The sequence below is a fragment of the Myxococcus sp. RHSTA-1-4 genome, from assembly GCF_020037125.1.
Taxonomy (GTDB): Bacteria; Myxococcota; Myxococcia; order Myxococcales; family Myxococcaceae; genus Myxococcus.
Genome location: NZ_JAIQDG010000001.1, coordinates 210,905 through 225,613, shown reverse-complemented (window position 1 = coordinate 225,613; position 14,709 = coordinate 210,905). Strand labels below are relative to the sequence as shown.

The window sequence follows — 14,709 nt, the reverse complement described above, 5'->3', positions numbered from 1 at the left end:
CTCAGTGCTCCAGGCGCGAGATGAGGAGCTTGCGCTGGAGCATCAGGGCCTCGGGGGCCTTGGTGCCGAGCTGCTCGAAGAAGACCTCCTGGCTCTTGAGCTCGGCCTTCCACTCGTCCTCCTTGATGGAGGTGGCCTCGGCCACCGCCTCGGGGGAGATGTCCAGGCCCTTGAGGTTGAGGCCCTCGTCGGCGCGCGGCACCCAGCCCAGCAGCGTCTCCTGGGTGGGGACGCGGCCGTGGACGCGGTTCACGATCCACTCCAGGACGCGCATGTTGTCGCCGTAGCCCGGCCAGACGAACTTGCCGTTCTTGTCCTGGCGGAACCAGTTGACCTGGAAGATCTTCGGCAGCTGGGGGATGGACTTCTGCATGTTCAGCCAGTGCTGGAGGTAGTCGCCCATGTGGTAGCCGCAGAAGGGCAGCATGGCCATGGGGTCGCGGCGCACCACGCCCACCTTGCCGGTGGCGGCGGCCGTCGTCTCGCTGCCCATGGTGGCGCCGAGGAACACGCCGTGGGTCCAGTTGAAGGCCTGGATGACCAGCGGGACGGTGTTGGAGCGGCGGCCGCCGAAGATGAGGGCGGAGATGGGCACGCCCATCGGGTCGTTGGCCTTGGGGCTCAGCGCCGGGTTGTTCGTCATGGGCGCGGTGAAGCGGCTGTTGGGGTGCGCCGCCTTCTCCGCGCTGCCCTTCTTCCAGGGCCGGCCCTGCCAGTCGGTGAGCTCGTCCGGCACCTCGCCGTCCTTGCCCTCCCACCACACGTCACCATCCGGCGTCATCGCCACGTTGGTGAAGAGGGTGTCCTTCGCGATGGTCTCCATCGCGTTGGGGTTGGTCTTGTAGTTGGTGCCCGGCACTACGCCGAAGTAGCCGGCCTCCGGGTTGATGGCGTACAGGCGGCCATCCGGACCGGGGCGCATCCAGGCGATGTCGTCGCCGACCGTCTCGACCTTCCAGCCCTTGTACTCGGCCGGAGGAATCATCATCGCGAAGTTCGTCTTGCCGCACGCGGACGGGAAGGCGGCGGCGACGTAGGTCGTCTCACCCTTGGGGTTGGTGACGCCGAGGATGAGCATGTGCTCGGCCAGCCAGCCCTCCTCGCGGCCCAGGTAGCTGCCGATGCGCAGCGCGAGGCATTTCTTCCCGAGCAGCACGTTGCCGCCATATCCCGAGCCGAAGCTCCAGATGGTGTTGTCCTGGGGGAAGTGGCAGATGTAGCGGCGGTCCGGGTTGACGTCGCCGGTGCTGTGCAGGCCGCGGTTGAAGTCGTCGCTGTCGCCCAGCATGTCCAGCGCCTGCTTGCCCATGCGGGCCATGATCCGCATGTTCAGCACGACGTAGATGCTGTCGGTCAGCTCGATGCCGATCTTGGTGAAGGGGCTGCCGATGGGGCCCATGGCGTAGGGCACCACGTACAGGGTGCGGCCCTTCATGCAGCCGTCGAAGAGCTGGCCGACCTTGGTGTACGCCTCTTCCGGGTCCATCCAGTTGTTGGTGGGGCCGGCGTCCGTCTTGTTGGGCGTGCAGATGAACGTGAGGTGCTCGACGCGCGCCACGTCGTTGGGGTTCGAACGGTGCAGGTAGCAGCCGGGCCGCTTCTGCTGGTTCAGCGGGATGAGGATGCCCTCCTTCACCGCCTGGTCCGTCAGGCGCTTCTTCTCCTCCTCGGAGCCGTCGCACCAGACGATGTTATCCGGCTGCGTCATCTGGGCCATCTTCGCCACCCAGGCCAGCAGCGTGGGGTTCTTGGTGGGGGCCTTCTCGCCCACCGCCGCCACTTGCGTCGAAGCCATCGAAGTATCCTCGTCGTCTCGAAATAGGGATTCCCGCGTCCGCCCCCAAGGGGCAGCAACCTACCAGCGGGGGAGACGACAAACCTTCTGGATGGAGGCCGGGAATGCAACTGGCGTCCGTCAGTCAACCGGCCTTCCGAGCGGGGCTCTCCTAATTCCACTTATCAGCGACCGGGCATCCAGTAGTGGACGGCGCAGTGCGCCAGGGGACTCACCGCATCGGGTGGGAGCACACAGGTTGGTGGCGGGTTCCATGACCATCGCCATTGTCCTCGGCATCGTTGTCGTCGCGCTGGTGCTGTTCTCCATCGACACCATCCCCATCGAGGTCAGCTCGCTGGTGGTGGTGTGCCTGCTGGCACTGACGGGAGTGCTCACGCCCTCGCAGGCCTTCGAGGGGTTCAGCAATGACACCGTCATCTTCATCTTCACGTTGCTGGCGATGACGCAGGGGCTCGCCTCCACGGGCGTGGTGCAGCTCGTGGGGCAGCGGCTGGCGTTCTTCGCGCGCTTCGGCCACCAGACATTCGTCCTGGCGATGATGGTGGCGGTGGCGGCCTTCTCGTCCATCATCTCCAACACGGTGACGACGGCGGCCTTCCTGCCGGTGGCCATCGGCGCGGCGCAACGGGCGAAGGTGCCCAAGAGCAAGGTGCTGCTGCCGCTGGCGTACGCGTCGATGCTGGGGGGGACCATCTTCCTCTACGGCACGTCCACCAACCTGGTGGTGTCCGCGGCGCTGCAGCGCATGGAGATGCCCGGCATCGGAGTGGCGGAGCTGGCGCCGGTGGGCTTCCCGCTGGCCGTCATCGGCATCCTGGTGGTGGTGCTGCTGGCGCCCCTGCTGCTGCCCGCGCGCGAGGGGCAGGGGGCCATGGAGGACTGGACGCTGCGCGACTACATCACCGAGGCGATGCTGCCGCCGGACTCGCGCTACGTGGGCAAGGAGCTGGCGGACATCACGGAAGGGCTGGGCCTGCGCGTCATCGGCATCATCCGCGACGGGCAGACGCTGCCGGCCGTGCCCACGTACAGGCTTCATGGGGACGAGCGCCTCATCATCGAGGGCAACCGCGAGGACATCCTGCGGGTGAAGGACCTGAGGGGCATCGAAATCCGCCCGGACGTGAAGCTGTCGGACGTCGAGCTGAGCGACAGGGACACCATCCTGATTGAGGCCAGCGTGCCCCAGGGCAGCACGCTGGTGGGGCGCAGCCTGAAGGAGACGCTCTTCCTGGAGCGCTACGGCCTGGTGGCGCTGGCGCTGCACCGCGCGCCGGCGATTCAGCGCGTCACCAAGCTGCAGCTGCTGGGGCGCATCTTCGGGGAGCGCTCGCTGTCGCTCTTGCCGCTGTCGGTGGGCGACGTGCTCCTGCTGCGCGGCCCCCGCGAGAAGGTGCCGGAGCTGGCGAGGGGCACCAACCTGGTGGTGCTGGGCGGCCGCGAGTACCAGCCGCCGCGCTACGGCAAGGCGCTGCTGGCGGTGGTGCTCTTCCTGGGCGCGCTGGGGGCGGGGACGCTGGAGCTGGTGCCGCTGGCGGTGGCGGGGCTCACCGGCATGCTGGCGATGATTGCCACCGGGTGCGTGGACGCGCGCATCGCCTTCCGGGTGGACTGGCGGGTGGTGCTGCTCATCGGCTCCATGATGGCGCTGGGCCTGGCCATGGAGGAGAGCGGCGCGGGGAGGTTCATCGGCAACGCGGTGGCGGGGCTGGGGGCGTACGGCGGCCCGCGCATGGTGCTGGCGCTGCTGATGGTGCTGACCATCATGCTGTCCGCGCCCATGAGCAACCAGGCGGCGGCGCTGGTGGTGCTGCCGGTGGCGCTGAACGCGGCGCAGCAGCTTGGCGTGGACCCCCGGGCCTTCGCCATGGGCGTGACGCTGGCGGCGAGCTGCTCGTTCATCACCCCGCTGGAGCCGAGCTGCGTGCTCGTCTACGGCCCCGGACACTACCGCTTCACGGACTTCTTCCGCCTGGGCACGCCGCTCACCGCGATGCTCGTGGCCGCGCTGGTGGTGGCCGTGCCCTGGGTATGGCCCTTCCAGTCGAAGGGCCCCGAGGCTCCCGCGCGGGGAACCCCCGTGAGCACCGTCGCCCCGGTGGGAGCGGCGGGGCCCTGACGCGCCCTCAGTGGACGGCGGCGCGCAGGCCGATGTCGGTGATGATGCGGGCCTCGCGCTCGAGCATCCACTCCAGCCGCTCGCGCACGGTGGCCTCGTTGCCCCCGGCCGCGGTGACGGCCAGCCGGAAGAAGAGGGACTGGTGCCCGTCCTCGGACTGGGCCAGCTCTCCGTAGAAGCGGGCCAGCGCCGGGTCCGTGAGTCCCTCGGCGAGCAGCGACAGGCGCTCGCACGAGCGGGCCTCGATGATGGCGGCCACCAGCAGCCGGTCGATGCGGCGCTCGGCGGCCGAGTTGCGCACCAGCTTCTGCAGGGCCTGCGCGTACGGGTCGCCCGAGTCCTTCGTCAGGGTGAGGCCGCGCGCCTCCATCAACTCCAGCACCTTGGCCAGATGGGCGCTCTCCTCGCGCGCCAGCCGCGCCATCTGCGACGGCAGCCCCGGCAGGTCCGGGTACACCTGGAGCAGCGACAGCGCGTTGGCCGCGGCCTTCTTCTCGCAGTGGGCGTGGTCCACCAGCACCTCGTCGAAACGCTCGAGGGCCAGCGGCAGCCAGCGGGGGTCGGTGGCGGCGTGGAGGATGACGGGCCCCTCTCCAGAGAGGGGACGGCGGGAAGGCGTGGGACGGCTCATGGACGCCCGGGACTGTAGGGCAGGCGCGGCTACTCGACCAGGACGAGCCGCTGGGTGCGGCCCGCCAGGTAGCCGACCTTGCGCGCCATGCGGGCGGTGCTCTCGTCCCGCTCGTCGATTCGCATCGTCAGGCGCGGCAGCGAGGACAACAGGTGCCGGGAAATCTGCCCCAGGCACAGCGTGGCGTGGCCCTTCTTCCGCTCGGCGGGCAGGGTGTACATGCCCTCCAGCTCCGCGCCGTACTGGGAGCGGCTGCCGATATCCACCTTGAAGACCAGCCCGCCGGCCTCCTCCAGGACATAGGTGCGGCGCTGGCGCACGCGCTGGATGACGCGGGCCTCGTAGCCCCGGGGGTCCTCCGCCAGCGGGTCTCTCTCCATGGCCTCGCGCACGTAGCCCTGGGCGAGCGGAAGCAGCCGGGGAAGGTCCTCCTCGCGCGCCAGCCGCAGCAGCGGGTTGGTGAAGGGGCCCAGGTCGTCCGCGGACACGCTGAACAGCCGCTGCGTGCGCGACAGGCGCGGCTTGCCCGGGCACAGGCTGCGCACCAGCGCGTCCACCGCGGCCTTGTCTCCCACCGTGCCGCGCAGCTTCAGGGAGGACGCCAGCGCGTCGGCGATGACGCTGGTGGCGGTGGCGTCGCTGGCGCTGGGCACCACCAGCCCGCCGTCACCGCCCACGAAGACGGCGGCGGTGAGCACCTTGTTGTCGAAGCGCCCGTAGAAGGCGAAGGACACCCGCCCGCGTGGCGCGACTCCGAACTCCTCCAGCAACCCCAGCAGGTAGAGGTTGTGGATGGGGTCCTTCGAAAGCAGCGCCCGCAGCGCTTCCGCGTCCTGGGAACCAAGCTGTTCGACGGTGACGGGCATGAACGATGGGGGGCAGCAGGCACCTTACGCAAAACCCGGCCCTACCGGCCAGCCTCCCCCAGTACGCGAAACTGGAAGGGGTAGACGACCGTCGCTTTTCCCCCACCCGGCGGGGCCGGAAACCGGGCGTCCAGCAGCGAATCCAGCACACACGCCTGGACCATCGGGTCCGGGATGGTGCTCTCCAGCAGCTCCCCCGCGCTCATCCGGCCCCCCTCGCCCCCCGGCTCCACGGTGAAGCGCAGCCGCACTGTCTGGGGACCCCGGTTTCGCTGTGCCGCGTCCTCGAAACATTGCTGCACCAGCGGAGTCACCGCCCGGATGGCGACGCGGACGTCCTCGGGGTCGATGCGGCCGGTGGTGGACTCGATGACGGGCTCGGCCTCCACCACCCGCCGCGCCCCGGCGGGCTCCGAGGCGGGCGGCACCGGGACCTGGCTCCGGGGCGAGGGGAAGGCGGGGGGCGGCACCACCGGGGGCTGTCCGACGGTGGGCGGGGAGAGGGAGGAGGGCGGCGTGCCCGGGAGGGGCTCCGGGGCCGGGCCGGGGGCCTCGGGGATGTCCCGGGGAGGAGAGGCGACGTCTCCGGGCCGCGTGAGCCAGAAGGAGAGGGCGGCGCTCAGCACGAGGACGCCCAGGCTCAGCCCGGGGATGAGAATCCAGCGGATGGTGGCGCGGCTCGGCATCGTCACCTGGAGCCTAGACCTCCGGACGGCGGCGTGGCGGACCATCGTCGTCCGGAGTGGGGGAGGCTGCGCCGCGGCCTTATGGGTACACCTCGCGGCGGGGGCCGGGTGTCACGGCGCCTTCCGCGTAGACGCGCTGGCGGCGGCTGACGCCCAGCGTGGCGCCGAGCACCGCGGAGACGAGGCCGAGCAGCAGGGCGCCGAAGATGCCCCAGAAGACGCGGCCGGTGGTGTCCGCGGCCTTGAGCGCGCCCTGCTGGACCTGCTGGCCAAGCTGGCCGGCCTGCTCACCCAGCTGGGCCCGTCTCTGGTTGAACTGCTGCTCGACGCGGGTGGCGACCTCGTCCGCGTCCTGGCGGGAGAGGTTCGTGTTCTCCGCGATGGACGTGACGAGCAGGTTCCGGTCGAGCTTGCCGGTGCGGATGGCGGTGTTGATGACGTCGCGGGTGGCCGCCTGGAACTGGTCCGCGGTGATGGCTGGCTTGCCCTCCTGGCTCAGCCGCTGGTTGATGGGGGCGAGCGCGTCGTCGGCATCCAACCCGAACGCCTGCGCGGCCTCTCCACCCTGGGACGCGGCGCCCACCACGGCCTGGCCGGCGGCACCCACCACGGCGCCGGTGGTGCGGAACACCGTGCCAATCAGCGAGGTGAGGGCCATGCCCATGAGGATGGTGCCCAGCAGCGTCGTCAGGCCCCACAGCACCGCGCCGTGCAGTGCGCCGCCCCCCTTGTCCAGCACCCCCGCGGTGCGCGCGGCCACGAAGCCACCGACGAAGAGGGCGATGAGGGGAGCGACGAGGCTCCAGATGCCGGTGCCGATGCCCGCCGAGCGCGCGCTGCCCGGGTCCGCCGGGTCCATGGCGGACAGCCCGAGCGCGAGGCCGAGCGAGTAGAGGAGTATCCACACGCCGAGCGCGACGAAGGTGCCCCCGAGGATGGCGCTCCAGCTCAGCCTGAAGGGAACTCCCGCGACAGCTGGGACGACGCCGGGTCTTTCTTTCTCCACGATTTCGGCCATGGTGTTGCCTCTCGCGATTCAGGGAGCGCCCTGAATGCGGGGGCGCTCAAGTCCGAGGCAAAGATGGGCATGTGTCCACGGGCACACGATTCCCACCTGTCCGGCCGCCTCCTCGGAAAGACGGAGGGGAAGGCGGGACAGCGAGGGCTTCAGCGCAAGCCGAGGGCTTCGACGAGCACCGACTCGCGGGCCACCACGGGGGCGCGAGGCAGCGACTCCACGCGGAAGCTGCGCACCAGCGCATCCAGCGTCACGGGGCCGCCGTCACCCAGCCCGCTCCAGGCGGCGAGCAGACCCAGCACCCGCTCGGGAGGAAGGCCCCGCTCGCGCAGCTCCGCCAGGGCGAAGGCGCCCTCGCGTTTGGCCAGCCGCTTGCCGTCCTCCCCGAGCACCAGCGGGACATGGAGGAAGGCCGGGGCGGTCAGGCCGAGCGCGGCGTAGAGCTGGAGCTGCCGGGGCGTGGAGGACAGCAGGTCGTCACCGCGAAGCACGTGGGTGATGCCGCTGGCGGCGTCATCCACCACCACCGCGAGCTGGTAGCTGGCCACGCCGTCATTGCGGCGCACGACGAAGTCGCCGACCACGGCCTCCACGTCCTGGGAGTAGGGGCCCAGCAGCTCGTCCACGAAGCGCACCTCGCCCGGGCGCGCGCGGAAGCGGTACGCGGGCGCGCGGGTGCGGGCGCGCTCGGCCACCTGGGCGGCGGTGAGGTGCGCGCAGGTGCCGGGGTAGCGGGGGCCTTCCTCGGAGAGGCCGTGGGGGGCGCTGGCCGCGCGGGCAATCTCCGCGCGCGTGCAGAAGCACGGGTAGACGAGCCCCTCGCGCTCCAGCCTCGCGAGCGCGTCGCGGTAGACGTCGTCGCGCTGGCTCTGGAAGAGGGGCTGCTCGTCCCAGGTGAGGCCCAGCCACTCCAGGTCGCGCATCAGGTCGTCGACGTACTGCGGCTTGCAGCGCGCGCGGTCCAGGTCCTCGATGCGCAGCAGGAAGGCGCCTCCCGCGGCGCGGGCCTGGAGCCACCCGAGCAGCGCGCTGCGGATGTTGCCCAGGTGCATGCGCCCGGTGGGGCTGGGCGCGAAGCGTCCACGGAAGGGGCTCACGGGCGGACCAGCGGCTTGCGGTTGGGGGCCAGGGGCTTGCGGTCCGGAGCCGGCGCGGCGGGCTTCTCTCCGGCCGGGGCGCGCTCTGCGCTCGCCGGATACACCACCTGCGCGGGCAGGGAGGCGAAGGCCACGTCCGCGGCGGGCTCGGCGGGGAGCGCCTCGGTGACGCCGGCCTCCACGCCACGCGAGGCCAGGGCGGCGGCCCACCCGCGCAGCGGCGCGCCGGCCTCCAGCAGGTCCGCGTCCACGGACAGGCGCGGCAGGCGGCGCGGGGACCTGTCTCCTGGCGCGAGGACGAAGGCGTCGAGGGCGAGCCCCGCGCCCGCACGCGACACGGTGCCGAGCACCACGAGGTCCGCGCCCGCCGCGCGTCCCAGCGCCGACGCGGCATCGAGCGCGGCGGTGTCCAGCCGGTTGCCGGAGAGGGCCAGGGCGAGCGCCGCGTCGGGGCCGGTGCCGGCGGGGCGCACCTTCACCACGGCCTGCTGGTCTGGGGTCACCTCCACCACGCCTCCCACCGCGTCGCCCGAGGGCAGCACCGCGCGCCACAGGTGCGCGCCGGGAGGCACCTCCGTGACGCGCACGGGTGCGGTGCCCACGGGCTGGCCGTCCAGTGTCACCGCGAGGCCCGGCGGGACGGACTCGAAGCGCACGCCGCCGCGAGGTTGGGCCTGCTGGGAGGCGCGCACGCGCTCCACCGTCTTCGCGAAGAGGGGAGACGTGGAGGCCAGCGGGACGGCGCGCCCGGGAGCGACGGCGAGCGCGTGGGTGAGGCTGGCGGCGGCCTCTTCATCACGGCCGGTGGCGTAGCGCACGGCGGCGCGCAGGGCGTACGCGTCCGCCAGCTCGGAGGCGTCCTGGAGTTGCGCGGCCCCGGCGGCGTACGCCTCCAGGGCGCGGGTCAGCGCGGCGTCCGCACGGGCGAAGTCGCGGGACTCCCGGGCGGCGGTGGCCTCCTTCACCGCCTCGCGCGCGGCGGCGAGGGGCTCGGGTGGAGGCGTCTCCGCGGAAGGGGGCGGAGGCTCGGCGAGGGCGAGGCCCTCCGTGACGTGGACCTCCGAGACGAGGCGCGCGGTGGCGCGGAGCCCGGCGCGCGCGGGCACGCCGGCGGAGACGGCCTGGAAGGGGAGCACCGCGACCTTCACCGCGCGCGCATGTGCCTTCCGGGGCGCGGCGGATTGCGCGGCGGCGGGAAGGGCGGCGAGGAGGAGGGCGAGCAGGAGCGCGATTCGATTCATCGTCGAGGAGGACAATAACCGAGGCCATGGACCCTGGTGGAATGTGGCGGTGCTACGCCCGCCTACCTGCCTTCAGGAGGGGGTGCTATGCACGCATTCGTGTCTCCATCGCCTCTCCCTCGATGCGTGGGCTCATTCCGCACTCGCGAGTTGCCCACGGTGGAGGAGTGCCAGGCCGCCGCGGGGGGGATTTCCGACGTGTGCCTCCGGACGTGCGTGGAGATGCAGTGCGCTGGAGTCAAGGTCAACTGCGGTAGCGAGGAGAGCCAGAGGAAGTGAAGGGAGGCGGCTGAGGCAGAGGGAATCGTTCCGTTGGGGTATGTCGTCCGCTTCTCTGACAGGCCGGTTTCCTGCGACCCTCCCTCCAAGGAGAGCAACTGGTGTGAACAGCCGGCATCGCGAGTTTGCCGCGCCAGGGCCATGGTTCATGAACTCGCGCATTCCTGCGGGTGGCGTCACCACCAGGGACTCGGCGTACCCGGGGACGATGGATACCTCCCATGCGAATGAACCCGTCTGTCATCACTGCGGCCACGCTCATGTTGCTGATGGCCTGTGCGGGGGCGTCTCGGCCTCGGCGAGACGTCACTGACAACGCGGCGGAAGGAGCGGGCGCGTCTGAGCGCCTGGATGGAGGTGCCGCCCCTTCCGCGAGGGCTCGGATGGAGTTTCAGGATGTCCGCTTCGACGGACAAACACTCCACGGCCGGCTGCTGGTGACCTCCGAGGAAGGCAACCTCCTCCTGGACAGGCGGCTCATCGAAAGGGCTCAACGGACCGGAGGTGACGTGCATCGAGGCGGAGCTCAGGTTCCATGCGCGTGACGGGAGCACGGCGAGCCTGCGAGTCCGTGGAGTGCTTTCAGCACCCGTCCCGGGGGACGCGGGCATCCCTGCTTCATTCCCGATGCCCGATGCCGGGAGTGATGTAGCGGGCCCCTGACGAATCGCTTCCCCCCGTCCGGCATCTGGGAGAATGTCGGCCCCTGGCCGGCCGTTGCCCAGCCGGAACATCTCGATGCACATCCTCCACTGCTCCGACGTCCACATCACCGAGGACTATCGTGCGCTCTCCCTGCTTCGGCTCGGCTGGCGGCGCTGGTTTGCCCTGGTCGAGCTGACCGCGGGCGGCCGTGCGAAGCGGTACGCCCGCGCGCCCCAGGTCCTCTCCACCATCGCCCACGAGGCGGAGACGCACGGGGTGGACCATGTCGTCCTCTCCGGCGACCTCACCGCCTACGCCCTCGACGGCGAGTTCGCGGGCGCCCGGCGGGCGCTGGGCCCGCTGGCGGAGGACCCGAGCCGCTGCACCATCGTCCCCGGCAACCATGACGTCTTCACCCCTGGCAGCATTCGCAGGGACCGCTTCGCGCGCCACTTCGGCCAACTGCTCCAGAGCGACATGCCCGAGTACCGCCGGGAGGGCGCGTATCCCTTCGTCCGGCTCGTTGGAGACGAGGCCGCCGTGGTGGGCCTGCTGTCCACCCGGAGGGCCCCGCTGCCCGCCTTCCCCTACGGCGTCATCGGCGAGGCCCAGCTCGAAGGCCTGGCGGCCATGCTGAAGGACCCCCGCCTGGACGGCCGCGCGGTGCTCGTCACCGTCCACCACGCGCCCCGCACCCGCAAGGGTCGCGCGGACCGGTGGAATCACGGACTCCGGGACGCGGACGCCCTGCTGCGCCTGCTCCCCGGCCCGCGCTTCGCCGTCCTCCACGGCCACATCCACGAGCGCTACCACCACCCGGCCACCGCCGACCGCCCCCACCTCTTCGGCGCCGGCTCCTCCACCGAGGCCGGCCACGAGGGCTACTGGCTCATCGAAGTGGCCGGGGGGCAGGTGGTGGGTGGCCGGCCGCACACACCCGCCCTGTGACAGCACCGGCCCGGCGGCGGTAGAAACGCCGCCATGCCGACCGCGCCGCACCCACACCCGTCGCCCGCCGAAATCACCCTGGAGGAGTACAAGGCGCTCCGCACGCTCCAGCGCGCCGTGGACGACCTCCTCGAGGAGAGCCTCCGCGAGCGGGAGAACCTCAGCCAGTCCTTCCGGCGCTGCTTCCCGCCCGTCCTCAAGCTGGCCGGCGCGCGGGCCATGGCCGTCACCACCCGGGACGAGGAGCTGGTGGAGCGGACGTGGAGCGAGGGTGACTGGGGAGACTGCTTCCCCGGCTCGCTCCTGGAGGGCCTCTCCGGCGCGCGGCGCCTGGGGGAGGACACGCTCGTCACCCAGCCGCTGGACGTGGCCGGCACGCGCGTGGGCACCTTCGGCATGCTCTTCGCGGGAGACCACACCTCGCCCGAGGCCTCCGCGCGGCTCTTGCGCGTGCTGGACACCATCGCCGAGCAGCTCGACACGGTGCTGTGCCTCGTCCACACCGCGTCGGAGAAGCACCAGCTCATCCTCCAGTGCAACGCGCACCTGGCCAACCCCGTCTTCGAGGCGGGCATGGACCAGGCGGTGCTGACGCTGTCGCAGCGCGTGCGGCTGCCGGGCTTCCTCCTCCTGTACCGCGACGCGGTGCAGCCCCACCTGCTGCACTACCGCACGTACCGCAACGGACATCTGGAGTTCGAGAGCGGGGAGCAGCCCAGCCCGCTGCTGGAGAAGGCCATCCGCCAGCACGGCCCCCGGCTGCTGGCGGGCGAGGAGTCCTCCTTGAGGCAGCTCTTCGGCGGCCGCACCACCGAGGCGGTGCTCATCTCCGGCGCGGCCACCAGCGAGCCGCTGGGCAAAATCGTCATCTGGAGCGACGAGGGCTTCTCCGCCTACGCCATGGACCTCATCCGGGTGCTGGCCTCCACGCTCAGCCAGCGCCTGCTGGACTACAACCGCGAGCGCATCCACCTGTCGCAGTTCTTCCCCAACGCCGCCATCGACGCGCTCCTGCAGGACCCGAACTACGCCCAGCATCTGCGCGCGCAGGACCAGGAGGTGGGCATCCTCTTCGCGGACATCAACGGCTTCACCCGCATCTGCGAGCAGGGCTTCGACAGCCCGCGCAACATCGGCCGCTTCGTGGACGAGTGGAGCCAGCGCGCCGTGGGCTGCATCTGGGAGCACGGCGGCGTGTTCGACAAGATGGTGGGCGACTGCGTCATCGGCCTCTTCGGCCCGCCCTTCTTCAAGTCCACCCGGCTGGAGCGCGCGCAGGCCGCGGTGCGCGCGGCGTGCGACATCCAGGCCTTCACCGCGTCGCTCGGCGCGCGCGAGGAGGTGGCCGCGCTGTGCCAGCGGGTGAAGCTGCCCGGGCTGGGTGTGGCCGTGGGTGTCAACCTGGCCAACGCCAACTGCGGCCTCTTCGGGCCGAACCGGCAGTACACGGCCTTCTCCAGCGGCATGAACCAGACGGCGCGCCTGCAGTCGCTGGCGGGCTTCCGGGAGACGCTGGTGATGGAGAGCGTGCGCGAGGTGCTGAGCGGCTCACGCGAGCCTTTCTTCCAGGGCCTGCGCTTCGGACCGCTGACGGAGACGCCCGTGAAGAACGTGGCGCAGCCGCTGCGCCACTACCAGTTGATGCCGCTCAAGCCTTGAGGTGCGGGGCCGCGTAGCGCCGGGAGAAGTGGATCCACCGGCGCTCGTCGACCTCCACCTGCCACTCGGAGTTGGGCGTGAGGGGCAGGCGCTGCTTGAGGAAGCCCTCCAGGTGGTCCGCCGCCTTCACCGGCGTGAGGCCCGGTGCGCGGAAGGCGATGTGCAGGAACACGTCCAGCGTGGCGCCCACGTCTACCGAGGCGCAGATGCGCAGGGTGCCCACGCGGCGCTGGTACACCGCGTTCTGACCGGGCCATGCGGCCGGGTCCGTCTGTGCCACCGAAAGCCAGTTGGCCGGCTCGAGGATGAAGTCGAGCAGGTCGCTGCTCGCTTCATCCAGCGTCGCGTGCTCCTGAATGGAAAGCATCGCCCACCTCCCCGGGGAAGCCGATGGAAAGAATGTGCCCACGTCCATGTCGCGTGCAAGGGGGGCCCGCCGCTTTCACCCCGGACGTCCGTCGCCGACAGGACGCCCACACGTGGCGGGTGTGGTGCCGGACCCGCACTTGCGCGCGCCGCGGCGGACGTTAACGGAGGCGGGTGACACGCGCGTGGGCTTCCAACGCGCTCCGCGCCACCGGACTCATGGGCTGGTGGGAAGTGAACGGCGCGAGGGCCGCTCCACGGCGGCCTTGAGCTGGCCGCAGCCCGCGTCGATGTCGATGCCCCGGCGCTGGCGCACGGTGCTGGGCACCGCGTACGAGGCGAGCACGTCCTGGAAGGCGCGCACGGACTCGGGCCGGCTGGGCCCGCCGTCGTAGCCCACCGTGGGGTTGAGGGGAATGACGTTGACGTGCGCGTCCATGCCGCGCAGCAGCGCGCCCAGCGTGTGCGCGTGCTCGGCCGTGTCGTTGCGGCCGGAGATGAGCGTCCACTCGAAGAAGATGCGGCGCTTGCGCTTCTCGCTGTAGTAGCGGCACGCGTCCATCAACTCGTCGAGCGGCCAGCGCCGGCCGGCGGGCACCAGCGCGGCGCGCTCGGCGTCGGTGGCGCCGTGGAGGCTGACGGCGAGCAGCACGGGCCGCTCCTCGTCCGCGAGCCGGCGGATGCCGGGCACCACGCCCACGGTGCTCAGGGTGATGAAGCGCGGCGCCAGCGCCATGCCCAGCGCGTCCACCATGACGTCCACCGCGGCCATGGTGTGCTCGTAGTTGTGCAGCGGCTCGCCCATGCCCATGAGGACGACGTTGCGCAGCGACTCGCCGGACTCGCGCAGCAGGCGCTGCACGTGGAGCACCTGGCCCACGATTTCGCCGGGCGTCAGGTGACGCGACAGCCCCATCTGTCCGGTGGCGCAGAAGACACACCCCATGGCGCAGCCGGCCTGGGTGCTGACGCACACGGTGGCCCGGCCCTTGAAACGCATGAGGACCGTTTCAATCGTCTGCCCGTCGTCCAGGCGCAGCAGGAGCTTGTGGGTGTGGCCGTCACCACTGAAGACCTCGCGGTGGGTGGCGAGGTGTCCCAGGCGGGCGCGCTCACGCAGGGTGTCCTGGAGGTCCGGCCGCAGCCCTTCGACCTCGTCGAGCGAGCGCACCTGCTCGCGGTACAGCGAGGTCCACAGCAGGTCGCGGTAGTAGGGCCCGTATCCCCAGCCGGAGAGCAGCTCGCCCAGCTCGGGGCGCGTCAGGTCGTACAGGTTGGTGGGCGTGTCGGACGGCATGGCCATGGACGGAGATAACACACCCGGCGGGCGTGCATCTGCCGTCCGGGGGCGGCATA

The 14,709-nt window shown here is 71.2% G+C and carries 12 protein-coding genes; 3 read left to right on the top strand and 9 right to left on the bottom strand.

Annotated features, from left to right (window positions below):
- Position 1: 1 nt before the first annotated feature.
- A complete protein-coding gene (locus K8638_RS00920; RefSeq protein WP_223752453.1) occupies positions 2 to 1,795 on the bottom strand; it encodes a phosphoenolpyruvate carboxykinase (GTP) in 1,794 nt (597 codons plus the stop codon).
- A 253-nt stretch (positions 1,796 to 2,048) separates the two neighbouring features.
- On the opposite strand from K8638_RS00920, the gene K8638_RS00915 reads away from it, so the two are divergent.
- A complete protein-coding gene (locus tag K8638_RS00915; RefSeq protein ID WP_223752452.1) occupies positions 2,049 to 3,917 on the top strand; it encodes an SLC13 family permease in 1,869 nt (622 codons plus the stop codon).
- Between the two features lie 7 nt (positions 3,918 to 3,924).
- Here the strand turns inward: K8638_RS00915 and K8638_RS00910 are convergent, their stop codons facing one another.
- The 6 genes from K8638_RS00910 to K8638_RS00885 form a co-directional block, all read right to left on the bottom strand.
- The gene (locus K8638_RS00910; protein ID WP_223752451.1) at positions 3,925 to 4,548 is read right to left on the bottom strand and encodes a tRNA-(ms[2]io[6]A)-hydroxylase; all 624 of its coding nucleotides are present in this window, start codon (positions 4,546 to 4,548) and stop codon (positions 3,925 to 3,927) included.
- Between the two features lie 29 nt (positions 4,549 to 4,577).
- On the bottom strand, positions 4,578 to 5,414 hold the full coding sequence (locus tag K8638_RS00905) for a GNAT family N-acetyltransferase (RefSeq protein ID WP_223752450.1): 837 nt from the start codon (positions 5,412 to 5,414) through the stop codon (positions 4,578 to 4,580).
- A 41-nt stretch (positions 5,415 to 5,455) separates the two neighbouring features.
- On the bottom strand, positions 5,456 to 6,100 hold the full coding sequence (locus tag K8638_RS00900) for an AgmX/PglI C-terminal domain-containing protein (protein WP_223752930.1): 645 nt from the start codon (positions 6,098 to 6,100) through the stop codon (positions 5,456 to 5,458).
- Between the two features lie 79 nt (positions 6,101 to 6,179).
- Complete coding sequence (locus tag K8638_RS00895; protein WP_223752449.1) at positions 6,180 to 7,118, bottom strand: hypothetical protein; 939 nt, start codon at positions 7,116 to 7,118, stop codon at positions 6,180 to 6,182.
- 149 nt (positions 7,119 to 7,267) lie between these two features.
- The gene (gene gluQRS / locus K8638_RS00890; RefSeq protein ID WP_223752448.1) at positions 7,268 to 8,215 is read right to left on the bottom strand and encodes a tRNA glutamyl-Q(34) synthetase GluQRS; all 948 of its coding nucleotides are present in this window, start codon (positions 8,213 to 8,215) and stop codon (positions 7,268 to 7,270) included.
- Positions 8,212 to 9,456, bottom strand: a complete 1,245-nt coding sequence (locus tag K8638_RS00885; protein WP_223752447.1) for a PEGA domain-containing protein — start codon at positions 9,454 to 9,456, stop codon at positions 8,212 to 8,214. The genes gluQRS and K8638_RS00885 overlap by 4 nt, the downstream gene beginning before the upstream one ends.
- Before the next feature lie 1,017 nt (positions 9,457 to 10,473).
- On the opposite strand from K8638_RS00885, the gene K8638_RS00880 reads away from it, so the two are divergent.
- The gene (locus K8638_RS00880; RefSeq protein WP_223752446.1) at positions 10,474 to 11,328 is read left to right on the top strand and encodes a metallophosphoesterase; all 855 of its coding nucleotides are present in this window, start codon (positions 10,474 to 10,476) and stop codon (positions 11,326 to 11,328) included.
- Between the two features lie 33 nt (positions 11,329 to 11,361).
- The gene (locus K8638_RS00875) at positions 11,362 to 12,987 is read left to right on the top strand and encodes an adenylate/guanylate cyclase domain-containing protein (RefSeq protein WP_223752445.1); all 1,626 of its coding nucleotides are present in this window, start codon (positions 11,362 to 11,364) and stop codon (positions 12,985 to 12,987) included.
- On the opposite strand, the gene K8638_RS00870 is transcribed toward K8638_RS00875, so the two are convergent.
- Positions 12,977 to 13,354 carry a hypothetical protein gene (locus tag K8638_RS00870; RefSeq protein WP_223752444.1) on the bottom strand — a complete coding sequence of 126 codons (378 nt, stop codon included), beginning with the start codon at positions 13,352 to 13,354 and terminating at the stop codon, positions 12,977 to 12,979. The genes K8638_RS00875 and K8638_RS00870 overlap by 11 nt on opposite strands.
- A 216-nt stretch (positions 13,355 to 13,570) precedes the next feature.
- Positions 13,571 to 14,650 carry a 23S rRNA (adenine(2503)-C(2))-methyltransferase RlmN gene (rlmN, locus tag K8638_RS00865; protein ID WP_223752929.1) on the bottom strand — a complete coding sequence of 360 codons (1,080 nt, stop codon included), beginning with the start codon at positions 14,648 to 14,650 and terminating at the stop codon, positions 13,571 to 13,573.
- Positions 14,651 to 14,709: the final 59 nt, after the last annotated feature.

Excerpts from the sequence above, each read along its gene's own strand:
- K8638_RS00885 (WP_223752447.1), bottom strand. The coding sequence starts at position 9,456 with ATGAATCGAATCGCGCTCCTGCTCGCCCTCCTCCTCGCCGCCCTTCCC.
- K8638_RS00870 (WP_223752444.1), bottom strand. The coding sequence starts at position 13,354 with ATGCTTTCCATTCAGGAGCACGCGACGCTGGATGAAGCGAGCAGCGAC.
- K8638_RS00905 (WP_223752450.1), bottom strand. The coding sequence starts at position 5,414 with ATGCCCGTCACCGTCGAACAGCTTGGTTCCCAGGACGCGGAAGCGCTG.
- K8638_RS00900 (WP_223752930.1), bottom strand. The coding sequence starts at position 6,100 with ATGCCGAGCCGCGCCACCATCCGCTGGATTCTCATCCCCGGGCTGAGC.
- K8638_RS00895 (WP_223752449.1), bottom strand. The coding sequence starts at position 7,118 with ATGGCCGAAATCGTGGAGAAAGAAAGACCCGGCGTCGTCCCAGCTGTC.
- K8638_RS00875 (WP_223752445.1), top strand. The coding sequence starts at position 11,362 with ATGCCGACCGCGCCGCACCCACACCCGTCGCCCGCCGAAATCACCCTG.
- K8638_RS00880 (WP_223752446.1), top strand. The coding sequence starts at position 10,474 with ATGCACATCCTCCACTGCTCCGACGTCCACATCACCGAGGACTATCGT.
- K8638_RS00910 (WP_223752451.1), bottom strand. The coding sequence starts at position 4,548 with ATGAGCCGTCCCACGCCTTCCCGCCGTCCCCTCTCTGGAGAGGGGCCC.
- K8638_RS00920 (WP_223752453.1), bottom strand. The coding sequence starts at position 1,795 with ATGGCTTCGACGCAAGTGGCGGCGGTGGGCGAGAAGGCCCCCACCAAG.
- K8638_RS00915 (WP_223752452.1), top strand. The coding sequence starts at position 2,049 with ATGACCATCGCCATTGTCCTCGGCATCGTTGTCGTCGCGCTGGTGCTG.
- rlmN (WP_223752929.1), bottom strand. The coding sequence starts at position 14,650 with ATGCCGTCCGACACGCCCACCAACCTGTACGACCTGACGCGCCCCGAG.